Source organism: Haladaptatus sp. HS23 (assembly GCF_056892285.1).
Map to the genome: position 1 here is coordinate 21835 of NZ_JBXGLH010000022.1, position 15466 is coordinate 37300.

The 15466-nt window shown below is 62.9% G+C and carries 19 protein-coding genes; 11 read left to right on the forward strand and 8 right to left on the reverse strand.

The window, feature by feature from the left end; genetic code table 11:
• The first annotated feature begins 5 nt into the window (after positions 1–5).
• Complete coding sequence (locus AC1XDK_RS28195; protein WP_483353344.1) at positions 6–398, forward strand: DUF7961 family protein; 393 nt, start codon at positions 6–8, stop codon at positions 396–398.
• Positions 399–457: 59 nt separating this feature from the next.
• Positions 458–1078, forward strand: a complete 621-nt coding sequence (locus AC1XDK_RS28200) for an METTL5 family protein (protein WP_483353345.1) — start codon at positions 458–460, stop codon at positions 1076–1078.
• Here AC1XDK_RS28200 and AC1XDK_RS28205 read toward each other — a convergent pair.
• Positions 1075–2709: a rhomboid family intramembrane serine protease gene (locus AC1XDK_RS28205; RefSeq protein WP_483353346.1), complete on the reverse strand. Its 1635-nt coding sequence runs from the start codon at positions 2707–2709 to the stop codon at positions 1075–1077. The two genes, AC1XDK_RS28200 and AC1XDK_RS28205, sit on opposite strands and share 4 nt — an antisense overlap.
• Positions 2710–2819: 110 nt before the next feature.
• Between AC1XDK_RS28205 and AC1XDK_RS28210 the strand changes: the two genes are divergently transcribed.
• A complete protein-coding gene (locus tag AC1XDK_RS28210; protein WP_483353347.1) occupies positions 2820–3206 on the forward strand; it encodes a hotdog domain-containing protein in 387 nt (128 codons plus the stop codon).
• Here the strand turns inward: AC1XDK_RS28210 and AC1XDK_RS28215 are convergent.
• Entirely contained in the window at positions 3203–3661 is a 459-nt protein-coding gene (locus tag AC1XDK_RS28215; protein ID WP_483353348.1) for a DUF7992 family protein, read from the reverse strand. The genes AC1XDK_RS28210 and AC1XDK_RS28215 overlap by 4 nt on opposite strands.
• A gap of 234 nt (positions 3662–3895) precedes the next feature.
• On the opposite strand from AC1XDK_RS28215, the gene AC1XDK_RS28220 reads away from it, so the two are divergent.
• Positions 3896–5068, forward strand: coding sequence for a DUF4397 domain-containing protein (locus AC1XDK_RS28220; protein ID WP_483353349.1), 1173 nt, complete (start codon positions 3896–3898; stop codon positions 5066–5068).
• 39 nt (positions 5069–5107) lie between these two features.
• On the opposite strand, the gene AC1XDK_RS28225 is transcribed toward AC1XDK_RS28220, so the two are convergent.
• A complete protein-coding gene (locus AC1XDK_RS28225; RefSeq protein WP_483353350.1) occupies positions 5108–5587 on the reverse strand; it encodes an acyl-CoA thioesterase in 480 nt (159 codons plus the stop codon).
• Between the two features lie 82 nt (positions 5588–5669).
• Here AC1XDK_RS28225 and AC1XDK_RS28230 point away from each other — a divergent pair, with 82 nt between their 5' ends.
• The 7 genes from AC1XDK_RS28230 (at position 5670) to AC1XDK_RS28260 (ending at position 12045) form a co-directional block, all read left to right on the forward strand.
• Positions 5670–7283 carry a bacterio-opsin activator domain-containing protein gene (locus AC1XDK_RS28230; RefSeq protein ID WP_483353351.1) on the forward strand — a complete coding sequence of 538 codons (1614 nt, stop codon included), beginning with the start codon at positions 5670–5672 and terminating at the stop codon, positions 7281–7283.
• A 46-nt stretch (positions 7284–7329) separates the two neighbouring features.
• Positions 7330–7665: a DUF7344 domain-containing protein gene (locus tag AC1XDK_RS28235; RefSeq protein ID WP_483353352.1), complete on the forward strand. Its 336-nt coding sequence runs from the start codon at positions 7330–7332 to the stop codon at positions 7663–7665.
• Between the two features lie 81 nt (positions 7666–7746).
• On the forward strand, positions 7747–8046 hold the full coding sequence (ddfA, locus tag AC1XDK_RS28240; RefSeq protein ID WP_483353353.1) for a DdfA family disk-determining factor: 300 nt from the start codon (positions 7747–7749) through the stop codon (positions 8044–8046).
• A gap of 78 nt (positions 8047–8124) precedes the next feature.
• On the forward strand, positions 8125–9843 hold the full coding sequence (locus AC1XDK_RS28245) for a TraB/GumN family protein (protein WP_483353354.1): 1719 nt from the start codon (positions 8125–8127) through the stop codon (positions 9841–9843).
• Positions 9840–10457 carry a zinc metalloprotease gene (locus AC1XDK_RS28250; protein WP_483353355.1) on the forward strand — a complete coding sequence of 206 codons (618 nt, stop codon included), beginning with the start codon at positions 9840–9842 and terminating at the stop codon, positions 10455–10457. The genes AC1XDK_RS28245 and AC1XDK_RS28250 overlap by 4 nt, the downstream gene beginning before the upstream one ends.
• A 50-nt stretch (positions 10458–10507) precedes the next feature.
• Positions 10508–11482 (forward strand): phosphoribosylformylglycinamidine cyclo-ligase, encoded by a 975-nt coding sequence (gene purM, locus AC1XDK_RS28255; protein WP_483353356.1) that lies wholly within the window; start codon positions 10508–10510, stop codon positions 11480–11482.
• A 146-nt stretch (positions 11483–11628) separates the two neighbouring features.
• Entirely contained in the window at positions 11629–12045 is a 417-nt protein-coding gene (locus AC1XDK_RS28260; RefSeq protein WP_483353357.1) for a hypothetical protein, read from the forward strand.
• A 21-nt stretch (positions 12046–12066) separates the two neighbouring features.
• Here AC1XDK_RS28260 and AC1XDK_RS28265 read toward each other — a convergent pair whose 3' ends face one another.
• From AC1XDK_RS28265 to AC1XDK_RS28285, 5 genes are all read right to left on the reverse strand, one after another.
• Positions 12067–12558, reverse strand: coding sequence for a GNAT family N-acetyltransferase (locus AC1XDK_RS28265; protein ID WP_483353358.1), 492 nt, complete (start codon positions 12556–12558; stop codon positions 12067–12069).
• A 57-nt stretch (positions 12559–12615) separates the two neighbouring features.
• Positions 12616–13842 carry a low temperature requirement protein A gene (locus AC1XDK_RS28270; protein WP_483353359.1) on the reverse strand — a complete coding sequence of 409 codons (1227 nt, stop codon included), beginning with the start codon at positions 13840–13842 and terminating at the stop codon, positions 12616–12618.
• Between the two features lie 42 nt (positions 13843–13884).
• On the reverse strand, positions 13885–14424 hold the full coding sequence (locus AC1XDK_RS28275; protein ID WP_483353360.1) for a CBS domain-containing protein: 540 nt from the start codon (positions 14422–14424) through the stop codon (positions 13885–13887).
• A gap of 44 nt (positions 14425–14468) precedes the next feature.
• Positions 14469–14843: a DUF555 domain-containing protein gene (locus tag AC1XDK_RS28280; protein WP_483353361.1), complete on the reverse strand. Its 375-nt coding sequence runs from the start codon at positions 14841–14843 to the stop codon at positions 14469–14471.
• A gap of 69 nt (positions 14844–14912) precedes the next feature.
• Positions 14913–15458, reverse strand: coding sequence for a GNAT family N-acetyltransferase (locus tag AC1XDK_RS28285; RefSeq protein ID WP_483353362.1), 546 nt, complete (start codon positions 15456–15458; stop codon positions 14913–14915).
• Positions 15459–15466 lie beyond the last annotated feature (8 nt).

Here is a 15466-nt window from a genome sequence, read left to right on the forward strand (position 1 = left end):
TAGCCATGAGCGTAACTCGTCCCTCGACGATCGAAACCGCCATCGAACGCTGCCGACCAACCGACAAGACCCCAGTGACGCTCGATGCGGCCGCGCTTCCGTCCTCGCGCGACGGCCTGCGCGACCTGCAGACCGAACTCGCCGCGAAGGATTTCGTCCCCGCCGGCGTGACGGTCGATGCCTGTTTCGACGTCGACTGCTCGTTCGCCACGCAGGACGAGGCCGACCGCATCCGCGAGTACATCCGAACCGCCGCGTTCCTCGGCGCGGGAACCGTCACCGTCGAGTTCGACACGGTCGAAGACGAGTCGAAAGTACGCCCATCCCTCGCCGCACTCAAGGAGCGCGCTCGCCGCGAAGGCGTCACGCTCGAACTGGACGGCCCGCTGGCGCTGTAACTTCCGCATTCCAAAGCCAAACCCTGCTTCTTACGTCGCCCTGTCGCGTTTCCCCGACCATGGGGAAACGCGCCTTGGAACGACGACTCTCCGCCGTCACCGAGTTCGAGGAGCCGCGGGTCGAGTTGGAACAGTACCCGACACCGGCGGACCTCGCGGCGCACCTCGTCCACCTCGCCGACGTCCACGGAGACGTCGGGGGCAAGACCGTTCTCGACCTCGGAACGGGGACGGGCATGCTCGCCATCGGCGCGGCGACGCGCGCTCCGACACGCGTCGTCGGCCTCGACCGCGATTCGGCGGCGTTACGGCAGGCGACGGAAAACGAGCGCCGAGTCGACCCGGCCCGCTCCATCGACTGGGTTCTCGGCGACGGAACCGACGTACCCCTCTGCCCAGACGACCGCGTGACCGTCCTGATGAATCCCCCGTTCGGCGCACAGCGGGGTAACGAACACGCAGACAGGGCGTTCCTCGAAACGACCGCCGCGCTGGCGGACGTGTCCTACTCGATTCACAACGAGGACAGCATGGCGTTCGTCGAGTCGTTCGCCGCGGACGAGGGCGGCGAGGTGACACACGCGTTCCGCGCGGAGTTACCGCTTTCGCGGCAGTTCGAGTTCCAACGCCGAGCGCGGACGGTTCTCGACGCCGAAGTCTTCAGAATCGAGTGGCGTTAGTTGCCGTACTGCTCCTTCGCGGCGACCTGAACCCGCGTTTCGTTGACCGAGGCGACGATACGACGTTTTTCGCGGGTGAACTGCACGCCGCCGATAGTGACCGTCGAGTTCTTCGTCGGAATCGGAGCGACGCCGACCGTGGAGTTGTTCCGCGAGAGGCGGAGGACGAACTGTCCCGTTCGCGGGACGATGGAGACGTTGTTCCCGGCGAGGACGGGACCCGCGGTGGCCGGTGGCGACGAGAAGGCGTGTTTCCACTGCCCGTCCGGCGGGTGAAGCCACACTTGATACGCCGTTCCGCCGCCGGTGACGGTCCACCCGGTACGGCGTACCGTCACCGCCTTTTGCCACCCGACGCCGCCGACTCTGACCGTCGCACGTCCCGAGTACGCGAGTTGTCCCTTCGATATTTCGCGCGACCATATCTCCCTGCTCGGATTGACGACGATGACGCCGCTGGTGTTCACCTGCGTCGTCTCGCCGCCCACGGACACGTCGACGACGGACACCTTCCGATTCGGCACGTTCTCGGCGTACGTCACCGTGTAATCGCGGACCGAGACGCCGGAGAGCGCGTTCGGACCTCCCTGTTGAACCGTCGTGAGGTTGATGGGAACCGCGACGCCGGCCATGGCGACGACCGGTATCAACAGCAGGACGGAACCCACTTGACGAGCGCTCGGTGAAAACGAACGCTCGTCGGTGGTGCGAACGGCAATCGCAACAAGCGTCGCCAGCGCGAGGACGAACACGACGCCGAGGCCGCGGAAGAGGACGAACTTCTCCAGTCCGCGATACCACCACAGCGCCCACAGGGACGAGGAGACGAGGACGACGAACCCGCCCGCCCACGTCCGAAGGGCGCTCGACCGAACGTCTCGCGTTCGGAGGAGATAGACGCCCGCAACCACACCGAGGAAAAAGCCCAGCGTGTGGCCCTGCACCGCGATGCCGAACCACCACGGGCGCGAGAAGTGCGTCGTCGCTTCCCCGACCGCTTGCGGGCTTTGAAACGCCACATACAGCGTTTGAATCACGTCTTGTACCGAGAGGGCGATGACGGTTCCGAGCGGGTAGCGAACGAGGGCGAACCCGACGAAGGCGAAGAAGACGCCGGAAAATCCGATGACCGGTCCCCACGAGAACAGCCCCGTACAGAGCGCGATGACGACGACGCCTAACGGGAACAGTACGAACGCCCTAATCCACGGGGTCGTCCGCCACGAGGAAAACGAGGTTTCACCCCTGTCGTGAGGGAAGTGGCCGAAGTAGTACTCCGCTAACGGCGCGACGGCGAGCGTGCTGGTCATGTTTCCCAGCAGGTGGTTCGGCCCGACGTGCGAGAACGGACCCGCAATCATGCCGAGCGGGTAGAGATACGACCACGACGCGAACGCCACCGTGACGGGGTTGTACCAGTGGTTCCACCCGTCCTGCACGAACAGGTACACAGCGACGACGCCCGTGACACAGACGAGGGTTCCCCACGGCACGCCGAACAGCAGTCGTTTTCTGAGGGCCGCTCCCCACCGTCCGTGAGGACGGTCCAATCTCCAGACGATGAGTACGGATATCAACAGACCGAGCGACATCCCGAGTCGCATCGGCCACCCGGCGAGCGGCGACACCATGTCGGAAGTGTGTAACCGCGATACCATAAAACGAACACGTCTCGATTTTCCGCCCACTCGCCCTACACGCCCGGAGAAAGGATTAGGTGGGTTCGTGTGAACGAATAGGCATGACAGACACGCCGACGGAGGGCGACACGCGGTCCTTCTCGCGGACGTTTACGACCGAGGATGTCGCGGCATTCGCCGACCTCTCGGGTGACCGAGGGAGCCACCACTTAGAGGAGGAAAACCCCATGGTTCATGGACTGCTGACGGCGACGCTGCCCACGAAAATCGGCGGCGACATGAACTTCATCGCGCGGACGATGACGTTCGAATTCCGCCGACCGGTGTACGTCGGCGAGGAAATTACCTGTGAAACGACGGTCGAAGAAACAGACTCACACCCCGAACGCCACGAGATGGTGGTCTCCTTTTCGTGTACGAACGAGTCGGACGATGTCGTCCTCGCCGGCGACATCGACGGCGTGATTTTCCGCGGGTCGGAGCGTTAGAAATCGGGCAAATCATCGGGCGCTTCGAACTCCGCCTCCCAGTCCACGTACTCCGATTCGAGGACGTCACAGACCACCTGTCCGAGTTCGGTCAGCGACGCGTTGATGGACGAGACGGCGTTCCATGAGTCGATATCGGGGTGGATGTCCTTGACCTTCCAGTCCTCGGGGATGCCCGGTGCGTGGTAACCGACCCGGTCCGCGAAGTCGTCCCAGAAGAAGTCGAACTCCGCGAACAGGTCCAAATCGAGTGCCGTTTCGAACTCGCGCTCTTCCAGTCCGGTGTCCTCGGCCCACTGGTCGAACGATTCCTCCCACGCACCCTCGTGGAGGAATGCCTCTAATTCCTCACGATGATAATCGTTCTCACCGGAAACCGACACGTCGTCGTACTCCTGCACGTCCGCCTCCGGTCGGAGCGTCGGGGGGTCCGGAGCGGATACGTCGAGTCCCATGAACTCGGATAGAACGGGGCCTCGGATAAGCGTTCCTTCGAGTCGACGTCCGGGACGCTGCCCGCGTTAGGCACGGATTTCGATTCGGCGATTCCACCAGAAACGGGAGTTACCGACCACGAAAACCACCATTACGCGAATGGAGGGTGTAGGAGGTTTATTCTCGCCGTTACCGACGATGGCACTGGAATGAGGAGAACAACACGTACACTCGGAGTCGGATTGGTAGTACTGATGGTCACACTTGGCGTCGGATTCGCTGGTATGGGGGCGATGGCCAACGGAGGGACTACGACGGCCGCGGCGAACCACACATCGACCGCGGCAAACGAAACGACCGCGGCGGCGAACGAAACGACCACTGTGATGGACGGGACGACCACCGCAGCAAATGAAACGACCGTTGCTGCAAACGAGACAACTGCGGCGAATCAGACGTCGACTGCAGCAAACGAGACGACCGCGGCAACTGAAACGACGACTGCCGCGGCGAACGGGACGACCACCGCGGTGAACGAGACGGGCAACGCACAGGTTCGCATCGCGCACATGTCGCCCGACGCGCCGCCGGTCGACGTCCTCGTGGACAACGAGACGGCCGTCTCCAACCTGTCGTACGGGAACGTCACCGACTACGCCAGCCTTCCGGCAGGCGAACACGAGGTTTCGATTACGGCCGCGGGCGACCCGAGTACCGTCGTCTTCTCGGGTAACGAGACGTTCGACGCCGATACGAACTACACCGTCGCTGCCACCGGCCTGATTTCGGGGAGCGGCGACACCGCCTTCGAACCGGTCGTCTACGAGGACAACTTCACCGCGCCCGAACAGGGCAACGCTTCGGTGCGACTCGTCCACGTTTCGCCCGACGCGGGACCGGTCGACGTGACGGTTGCGGGCAGCAACACCACCCTGTTCGACAACGTCTCGTTCCGACAGGCGACGGCGTACGAGCAGGTTCCTGCGGGCGACTACACCCTCGAAGTCCGTCCCGCGACCGCGGACGACTCCGGAGAAGTTCTCAAGACGTTCGACGTGTCGCTGAACGACCGCACGGCCTACTCGGCGTTCGCAGCGGGATACGCCAGCCAGAGCAGCGTTCCGGCCGGAAGCCCCGACAGGCCGCTCGACCTCATCCTCGTGACCGACTTCGTGGCGTCGGGTAACGCGACGGGTGCGGCGAACGAAACGACTGCGGCGAACGCGACGTCCACTCCGGCACCGGAAACGACCATGGCCAACGAGACGACTTCGACGGGTGCGACCACCACGTCGATGAACGCGACGGCCACCGCAGCGCCGACTGACACGACGAGTACGTCCGCAAACATGACGAGTACGGAAACGGCTACGACGACGGCGATGAACGAGACGATGGCGAATCAGACCACCACCACCAACAAATAGTCCGACAACCGACCTTTCGAACGACGATTTTTCTCGCGCTCAGTCGATTCGGTCCACCACGTCTTGGAGCTGTTCGATACGCTCCTCACGGGCCGAGTCGCGGAGAGCCTGCTGGTTTTCGTCCGGGCAGTCGAGGTCCGGGACGGGCGTCGGCTTGCCGCTCTCGTCCAACGCGACGAAGGTGAAAAACGAGGTGGTCGTCTCGCGTTGGTCTCCCTTCTTCGGGTCTTCAGCGCGAACGTTCACCTTCACGTCGACGCTCGTGCGCCCGGTTTCGAAGACGAACGCCTCCACGACCGCGACCTCTCCCCTGTCGATCGGCGAGATGAAATCCACGTGGTCCATCGACGCGGTGACACACTGATTGCCACAGAACCGCATCGCCGCGACGGCCCCACAGATGTCCATCCAGTGGAGAACGACGCCCCCGAGCGCCCTGTCGAGGTTGTTCGTGTCGTTCGGGAGGAGCAGTTCGGTCATCTCGGTGTACGAATCCATCAACGTCGCCGTCTCTGCCATGTTCGTCCCTTCTCGGACGGTATATTTAGTTCGTCGCGGTTCGCGCGCCAGAGTTATCGTCGTTCCTGACCGCTAGTGTCATATGAGCGAGGAGCGGGCGGAACAGGGGAGCCGACTACTGGCCACCGAAAAGGTCGTCTCCGCCATCGGGGACGGAACCTATCAACTCGACCCCGACGGTCGCTTCGTCGCGGTCAACGAGGCCATCGTCGAGGGGACCGGATACGACCGCGAGGAACTGCTCGGCGCACACGCCTCGCTCATCATCGATGACCTCGACATGGAGCGAATCGGTACCGAAATAGAGGACTTACTGAAGAACGACCCGGACGGAATTCGAGCGATGGAGGTCCTCGTGCGAAGCAAGACCGGGGAACGAATCCCGTGCGAGCTCCGATTTTCGGTGGTGCGGGCGGAGGGACGATTCGACGGAACGGTCGGCGTCGCCCGCGACATCACGGGGGAAAGGGAACGGGACGCGGCGTTACGAGCACAACGCGACGAACTCGAACAGCTGCGTCACATCAACGCCGTCGTTCGGAGTATCGACCGTGCGGTCGTTCGCGCAAATACGACGGAAGGGATAGAACAGGCCGTCTGCAACCGACTCGCCGATGCCGACCCGTATCGATTCGCTCTCTTGGCCCGTTTCGACCGGGAGTTGAACACGTTGACCATCGAAACGCGGGCAGGCATCGACGAGGAACACACGAGGGAGTTGGAGTCGGTGGACTTCGACATCTCCGCAGGACCGGGCATGGACGCGATCCACAATCGGACGGTGGAGGTCGTCCAAGACGCAGAGCGCGACGATGACGACTGGGGGATTCAGACGAACGACTCCGGTCGCTGGTCGATGGCGTTCGTTCCGCTCCGGTACAACGACGCTACCTATGGGGTTCTCGGGGTTTACGCCGACCGCGCGTTCGCGTTCGAGGGACCGGAGCGTGAGGTGTTGGACGAACTCGGAGAGATGGTCGGATACGCGCTGTCGGCGGTCAAGACCCGGCAAGCGCTCGTTTCGGAGCGAACCATCGAACTGACGTTCCAGTTCGCGGACGAGGACTACCTGTTCACGGCGCTAACCGAGGAAGTCGGCTGTACGGCCCGGTTCGAGGACGCGATACTCCATCCCGATGGGTCGTTTCTGCTATACGTCTCGACGCGGGGAAGCGACCCCGAGCGCGTTCTCGAATTCTGCCGGGAGTTCGACGGCGTCTCACATCTCCGTGCCGTCAGCAAGCGGGACGACGAGTGTCTGCTCGAAATCCGCTACAGCGAACCGATGGCGTTTTCGACGCTCTCGAACCACGGCGGTATCGTCCGCTCTGCGGTAGCAGACGACGGGGTTTCCCGAGTCACCATCGACATGCCGGAAACGGGAAACGTTCGCGAAGTCGTCAACGCCATGGTCGGTGTGTTCGAGGATGCGGAACTCGTCTCCCGGCAGACCATCGAACGACCGACCGAAACGCGCTCTCGATTCCGCGATACGCTCGATGACCGACTCACCGAGCGCCAACGAACCGTCCTCACGACGGCGTATCGTGCTGGGTACTACGACTGGCCGCGTGGCAGTACGGGTGAAGAACTCGCCGAATCGCTCGACATCGCTCCGCCGACGCTCCACAAACACCTCCGTCTCGCGGAGCGAAAGGTCCTCAGTGCCATCTTCGACGAAACCGATCGGGACTAATCCTTTAGCCTTCCCACTCAATGCGTTTCGGTGGCTGATTTCCGGTATGACGATCGAGACACTCCCGGAAGACGGTTCCCGATGGGACGATACCGCGTCACCCTCCTTGAACGCTATGTTCAAGGCGTTCTCGGAACCGATTCGTCGAGAAGCGGTAGTCGTCCTCCGGAAAGAGGGGACCCCCCTCTCGGTGGCGAATCTCGCCGAACGACTCGACGGCGAAACCGACCAGCTGCAAATCGCGCTCGTTCACGTCCACCTCCCGATGCTCGTCGACACGGGCCTCGTGGAGTGGAACGCCGAACGCGATTCGGTCGAATTCGGTGATTTCCCCGACAGATCCGAGGGATTGTTCGATGTCGTCGAAGCGTCGGTTCGATAGAACGTTCCGTTCCCGGCCCTATTTAAAGACTCAACTGTTGAACGCACAACCGCATGTGAGTTCGCACCGAAGCACCGGTAAATGAGTGACCCCGTCGTACAGAGAACCTCCGAACCGGTCGCCTCGGCACAGTACTCGTGGGGTGGCGAGATGACGCTCGTTCAAACCATCATCGAGACGCTCTCGTCCGCGAGCGGTCAGGCTCCCGAAGAACTCCCTCCGCTCCATCACGTCGTGGACGTCGATGCCCTCGAATCCATCTTCGGTCCCCGATGCGACGGGCAACTCCGTTCCGTCACCGGAGAAGTCTCGTTTCACTATCAGAAGCACGAAGTCGTCGTCAAGAGCCACGGCCGCGTTCTCGTCCACCGGGCCGATTAGTTCAATTCCACGCCGAACGGGTAGAAAAATTGCCTTGTCATCGATACTGGTAAAAATGGAGGGAGAGTAACGACACTGATGACCGACCAGCACCCGCCGTCATCCGGTGGCGGCGAGGGAGACGTACGAGTCGTGGGAACGGCCCACGTCTCGGAAACGAGCGTCGAGCGAGTCGAAGAAGCCATCGAGGAGGACGTACCCGAAATCGTCGCCGTCGAACTCGACGAGGGACGCTTCCGGCAGATGCAAGGGGAAGTGGCCGACGACCTCGACCCGTCCGACCTCCTTCACGGCAACACCGTCTTTCAGTTTTTGGCGTATTGGATGCTGTCGTACGTGCAAGCACGCATGGGCGAGGAGTTCGATATCCAACCCGGTGCGGACATGAAAGCCGCCATCGACGCCGCGGAACGACACGGGAGCGGCGTCGCCCTGGTTGACCGCGACATCCAGATGACGATTCAGCGATTCTGGGCGCGAATGAGCCTCCGCGAGAAGTTACGGATGGTGGGCAGTCTCGCCCTCGGCGTGACCGACCCACTCACGATAGGTCTCCTCTTCGGTGCCCTCTTTGGCGTCTTCTTCGCCATGATATTCGGCATCTTCCTCGCGCCGCTTCTCGGATTGAACGCGACGCTCACCCTCGGGGCGGGTGCCGGAGCCTTCCAACTCGTCGGGGGCCTCGCGGGCGGTACCTTCGCCGGACTCGTCCTCGGTAGCCTCGTGCTTTCGGGCGGCCTGACGAGGCGTATCGACGTCGCCCTCGGCGGCGGTCTGGTACTCGGAATCGTCGCCGGTCTCGCGGCCGGTACGGGCGCCATCGGCGTCGTGGACGCGGGGACGCTCGCCGGAATCGGTGAAGTCGTGTTCCGAATCCTCACCTCGCTCGTCATCGGCGTCGGCGTCGGCATGGTTCTCGGCGTCCTCGGCGGGTTCTTCCTCGGAAGCGGAACGGTAGAGGAGGAAGAACTGGACGAGGAGTTCGACATCGAGGACCTCACCGACGGCGACGTAATCACGGCGATGATGGAGGAGTTCCGGCGCTTTTCCCCCGGCGGCGCGGAGGCGCTCATCGACGAGCGTGACGCGTTCATCGCACACAAACTCGTCTCGCTTCGGGAAGCGGGCCACAGCGTCATCGCCGTCGTCGGCGCGGGCCACCGCGCGGGTATCGAGGGATATCTCGAAAACCCGAGCACACTGCCGCCGATGGAGTCGCTGGTCGGCACCGAGACGGGGAACCGATTCTCGTTTTTCAAACTGTTCGGCTACTTCATCACGGTGGCATTCTTCGCCTTCTTCATCCTGCTGGCGATGGCGGGCGTCCGAAACACGTTCCTCATTCAGGTGTTCGCGGCGTGGTTCCTGTTCAACGGCATCTTCGCCTTCGGACTGGCGAAACTCGCCGGAGCACACTGGATAAGCGCCATCGTCGGCGGCGCTATCGCGTGGCTGACGAGCATCAACCCGCTGCTCGCACCCGGTTGGTTCGCCGGCTACATGGAACTCAAGTACACGCAGGTCAACATCGGCGACATCGCCAAACTCAACGACATCATGAGCGACGAGGAACTCCCCCTCGCCGACATCATGTCTCGAATGCTCGACGTGCCGCTGTTCCGACTCATCGCCGTCGTCGCCATGACGAACATCGGGAGCATGATAGCGACGTTCCTGTTCCCCTTCGTCGTCCTGCCGTTCCTCGGCCCACAGGTCGGCGGCGTCGGTGAAATCACGCGGCTGATGGTCGAGGGCGCACACAACAGCGCCGACGTCATCTGGGGTGCGCTGACGTGAACATACGGTTCAGCACGCGCGAACTCCGTGACCTGCTGGTCGCGTGGGCCGCACTCGGCCTCGCCTTCACGCTCTTTCTCCAACCGGGGTTCGGACAGTCGCTCCTCCAACCCGGCAGGGGTTTTTCGTCCGCGACGTTCGTCGGAGCACTAATCGTCTCGCTGTTCACGGCGGGTATCGGGTTTCTCCTCCACGAGTTGGCCCACAAGGTGGTGGCGATTCGCTTCGGTCAACTCGCCGAGTTCCGCGCCGACTACGGGATGTTGCTGTTGGCCATCGTCGGCGGACTCGCCGGGTTCCTCTTCGCGGCACCCGGCGCGGTGTATCACCGCGGGATGATAACGGAGCGGGAAAACGGCCTCATCGCGCTCGCCGGACCCATGACGAACGTCGTGCTCGGCGTTCTGTTCTTCCCGCTCATCTTCGTCGGGCCGTCCATCGTCACGGAAATCGGCTACCGCGGCGCACAGATAAACTTCCTCCTCGCCGGATTCAACATGCTCCCGTGGGGACCGCTGGACGGCAAGAAGGTCCAACAGTGGAGTACGACCGTGTTCCTCGCCACGCTCGTCCCGTGCGTGCTACTTGCGCTGTACGCGCTGTTGGTGCTGTAGCCGAACGGGACAACGGCAAACCTTTACTCACCCGGAACACGCGTTTCACCATGACCGAGGAAGAGGAACTGACGTATTCCGACGCGGGGGTAGACATCGACGCGAGCGAAGCGGCGACGGCGGCCCTCGTCGGCGCCGTTTCGGACATCGACAACACGACCGACTACGCCGGACTGCTCGACATCGGTGACCGGTATCTCGCGCTAGCGACGGACGGGGTGGGGACGAAACTGCTCGTCGCGGAGGCCCTCGGCGACTACTCGACGGTGGGCATCGACTGCATCGCCATGAACGCGAACGACCTCGTGGCGAGCGGCGTCGAACCCGTCGCCTTCGTGGACTACCTCGCCGTGGACGAACCCACCGAGGAGTTCTCCGAACAGGTCGGCGAGGGACTCGCGGCGGGTGCGGAAGAAGCGGGCGTCGCCCTCGTCGGCGGCGAAACGGCCGTCATGCCGGAAGTCATATCGGGGTTAGACCTCGCGGGTGCCTGCGCCGGACTCGCGCCGAAGGACGCCATCTTCCCCGGCGAGGCCCAGGTGGGCGACGTTCTCGTCGGCTTCGAATCGAACGGGATTCACTCGAACGGCCTCACGTTGGCCCGCAAGGCCGCGACGAAGGACCACGACTACGGCGACGAGTTTCCGAACGGCGAGGGAACCGTCGGCGAAGCGCTCCTCGAACCGACGCGCCTCTACACCTACCTGCTTCCCGCACTCCGCGAGCGGGACGTTCACGCCGCGGCGCACGTGACGGGCGGCGGATGGACGAACCTCCTGCGGATGGGCGACCACCGTTACGAAATCGACGACCCGTTCCCCGCACAACCGGTGTTCGACTTCGTGCAGGACTGCGGCAACGTCTCCGACGAGGAGATGCACCGCACGTTCAACATGGGAACCGGGTTCGTCGTCGCGCTCCCCGAGGACGACGCCGAGACGCTCGCCGAGGAGACGGACGGGCGGGTCATCGGCATCGTCGAAGCGGGCGAGAGCGTGGAGATTCGCGGATTGACACTGAACTGACGTCCGAACGGTTTCTTCGAGCGGAAATCGAACGGGACGGACGACCCCGCGTGAATCTGTCGAGTCGTCCCCTCACGGCGTGAAACCTCCCCTCTCCGAGCGGTGTTTTCAGAATATTTATTTAAGAATGGAGTGGTGTTCGTATCATGTTCGGCCTGACCCGTCGTGCCCTGCTCGGCTCCGTCGGTATATTCGCCGCTTCGGGGTGTGTGATAGACTCCGGGATACAGTCGTTCGACTCGGACCACACCGTCTGGCTCGAAAACGGGTACGACGAGGAGCGGACGGTTCACGTCTGGGTCGTGCGGAAGGAGGCGGACGAAACCGTCTTCGCCATCACTCGGCCGGTCGGACCGGGAGATACGGCTGCACTGTATAACCTCGAACGGTCGGGGTCGACCGACGTGGAGACGTTCCGCATCTGTGCCCAACTCCTCGACGCCAGTTCGAGCAACACGGGGTACAAACAGTGTTCGACGGTCGAGACGAACCAGTGCTACGGGAATCTCCACATACAGATACAGAAAGACGGGTCGCTCGGCATCACCTACGCTATCTGTTGAGTCCACCTACCAAAACTTCTCTCACAACTCCTTCACGTACAGGTACCCGGACGTATCGATTCGCTCGTCGTAGAACTGCTCGTCGCGCCGGTAGCCCGCCGATTCGTAGAACTCGACGGCGCGTTCGTTCTCGGTCATGACGCCGAGTTGGATTCGCTCGCCGCCGCGTCGTTCGACGGTTCGTTCGACGTGAGAAAGCAGTCGTCCGCCGATTCCCTCGCGCCATCGACCGGGGAGGACGTAGATTCGACCCAAATCGAACGTCGTGGACCCTTCGACGGGATTCGCGCCGACGAACCCCACGACCCCGGTGTCGTCGACGGCGACGTCGAGAATGGACTCCTCGATTTCGATGAGCGAGCGAAACGTCTCGGCGTCGTAGTACTGTTCGAGGAAATCGTTCGTCGTCTCCGTGCCGATAATGGGAGCGTGAGCCGAGTGCCACGCCCGCTCCGCGACGTGCCGTATCTCCTCCGTGTCGTCCGGTCGCGCCGGACGAATCTCGATTCCCATGAGCGGATGTCAACGACACGCGTGAAAAAGATGTCGTGAGGTTGCTACTTCGGGCGGTCAGTTCGTCCGAACGACCCGTCGGTCCTCGGAGCGAACCGTCTCGTATCCGGCGAGTACGGCGAACAGCGCGGTGAGGAGTACGAGCGCGACGAGGGACGGGACGACGACCGCAACTGGGATCAGCAGGACCGAGACGGTTGCCACGACGGCTCGGGCGACGCTGATGGTGCCGTGGTCGCGGAACCGGTAGGCGTTGTGGCCACTGAGGTAGAGCGTTCCACCGCCACACAGTGCGACGGCGGAAATTACGTCGAGCGGCGTTCCGACGTGCGCTACCGTCTGTTCGATGCCGAGCGCGACGAAGATTATGCCGCCGATGACGAGCAAGTGGATGTAACTGTAGGAGTCGCGGGCCAACACCGACCGCTCGCGGTCGGACGCCCGGACGAATCGTCGTTCGGCGGCGAGCGTGACGTAATCGAAGTAGAGCCACCACAGCGTCGAGATGAGGACGAATCCGGCGAGGACGGCGAGGAGGAGGCGGTTCGTGAGGGGGAGTCCGGCCATACCGACGCCGATGGCGACGATGGACTCCCCGAGGGCGATGATGACGATAAGCCGGTGGCGCTCGACGAAGTGGCTCGCCTGTACGTGAAAGCCCTCGACGCCACGAACCCGCGCGACGCCGTAATCCAGCGCGATTGCGGCGAGCCAAAGCACGCTCTGAAGCGTCTCGCCCACGAACCCGGAGACGACGAGGAGAAGCGGCGCACCGAGAAAGCCCGGTGCGAGGCGGAGTACCGCGTCCCGCGTTTCCGGCGGCGTGGCGAGTCCGTAGAGGACGACGTGCAACCCACGAACGACGAAGTACGCGGCGGCGAAGGTGACCGCATCGGCGGTGAATGCCCGCGGAATCGTCAGTGCGACCACCAACATGGCCGCCATCGCTGATAGGACGACCGAGCGCTGGAAGAGGTTTTCCTCGGCGGAAATGGCGTTCGTCAGCCACGAGTATCCGACCCACGCCCACCACACCACCGCGAGCAGTGCGATGCCACGCACGACCCCCGCCCACGTCAGATTCGTGGTGAGAAAGCGCGTAATTTGGGTGATGGCGAACACGAACACGAGGTCGAAAAACAGCTCTAAGGGAGTCACTTCCGCCTCCTCCTCGCCCGTGCCCATGGGGAACGAATCGGTCACGCTCATTCGAACTCGCGACGTCTCGGCTTGCTGTCCGGCATATCGGTTGCTGTTCGGGAAGACATTGTCGTCCTCGCTCATCAATGAACTGGTGAAAAAGTCCGGGCCGACACCCCGAATCGGTTACGACAGCCGAGCCGCGATGTCCGCTTCGGTGACGATACCGATGGTTTCGCCCTCCTCCGTTACCATCACGGCCTTGTAGTGGTCGAGGAGGTTGCTGATCTCGTTGAGCGTCGCCGACTTCGAGACGGTCGGGAAACTCTCGTCCATGAACTCGCGAACCGCCTCGTCACGGGCGTCTTCGCTGACGTGAACGAGGTCGCCCTCGCTTATCGAGCCGACGGGGACACCCTGTTTGATGACCGGCAGTTGGGAGTAGCCCGCGTCCTGCATCTTCTGTACCGCTTCGCTCACGGTGTCGGTGGGTGCGACGTTGACGACGGACTCGTGCAGCAGGTCACCCGCACGCACGATGTCGCCTTCCGATTCCTCCAACGCGTTCACGATTCGCCGGAGCGTCGAAAGCCGCGGGTCCACGTCGTCACCCTCGATTCGAGCGATGAGCGGCTGAGAGACGCCCGCCCGCTCCGCCAGTTCGCTCTGTGTGAGTCCCAAGTCGGTTCGGTGTTCCCGAAGGTCTTGGGGTGTCGGGAGTTCCATGCGTAGAAATTACCAACGGTTATGGTATAAATGGTTCGGACCGTTCAGGCGTCGCCGAAGTCGATCTCCTCTTCCTCGCCGAATTCGATGGTTTCGACGATCGAGAGCGGCACGTCACGGAGCGCGCCGCCGACTTCGCTCTTCGCGATACGTTGGGCGTGCTCCTCGTTCTCGGCGTTGAACACTTTCATTTCGAGAACGAGGCCGACGAGTGCGGTGTGGGCCGCGATGAACGCCGAGTCGAACGGTTCGCCGCAGGCCGGACACCCCGTCGCGCCCACTTCGACTTCGACGTAGTCCATGTTCTTCTGATTTAGCCGTTTTCCGGCTTCGCTGACCGCAACGCCTATCGCATCGTCGATATCGCCGACGTCGCGTACCAACCATGCCGCCTCCATCGCAACGAGGTAATTGCTCATACTCGACCCAGACGCCGGAGGGTTTCGTGTCTTTTGGTTTGCGGGCCGGAAATCGGAGTTCGGCTGCTTTCAGGCGACCGATATGTTTCGCGCCATCTCCACGCACGCCAGTTCGATGCCGCCGGTCACTTCGTGTATCACCGTGGAAACCCGCTCGTATCCGTGTGCCTCGTAGAAGGGGACCGCGTTCAGGGAGGCGCGGAGCGTTACCGAGTCGACTCCCGCTTTTCTCCCGCGTGATTCGAGATGCGAAAGCAGTTCCGACCCGACTCGATTCCGGGCGTGGTCGGGATGGACGTACACCGCCGAGACCACACCGGTTTCCAGTTCGATGCGGCCGAATCCCGCGAGCTCGCCGCTCACCTCGGCCACGAGGAGGGATTCCGATTCGTTCCGTATCGACTCTATATAGGGGGCGCTCCCGAGCGGTTGTGCCGCCCAGCGTTCGACCTGCTCCTCGTGGTAGCGCTCCGTGCCGAACGCGCGGATGGCCGCACCCCGAAGGTCGAGGATTTGCTCGGCGTCGGCCTCCGTCGCACGACGAATCGAGGGCATGGAGTTCGAGACGACGGAGGGAACCCTAACCGTATCGGCGGGGTCGACGGCCGTCGCCATCTATGACG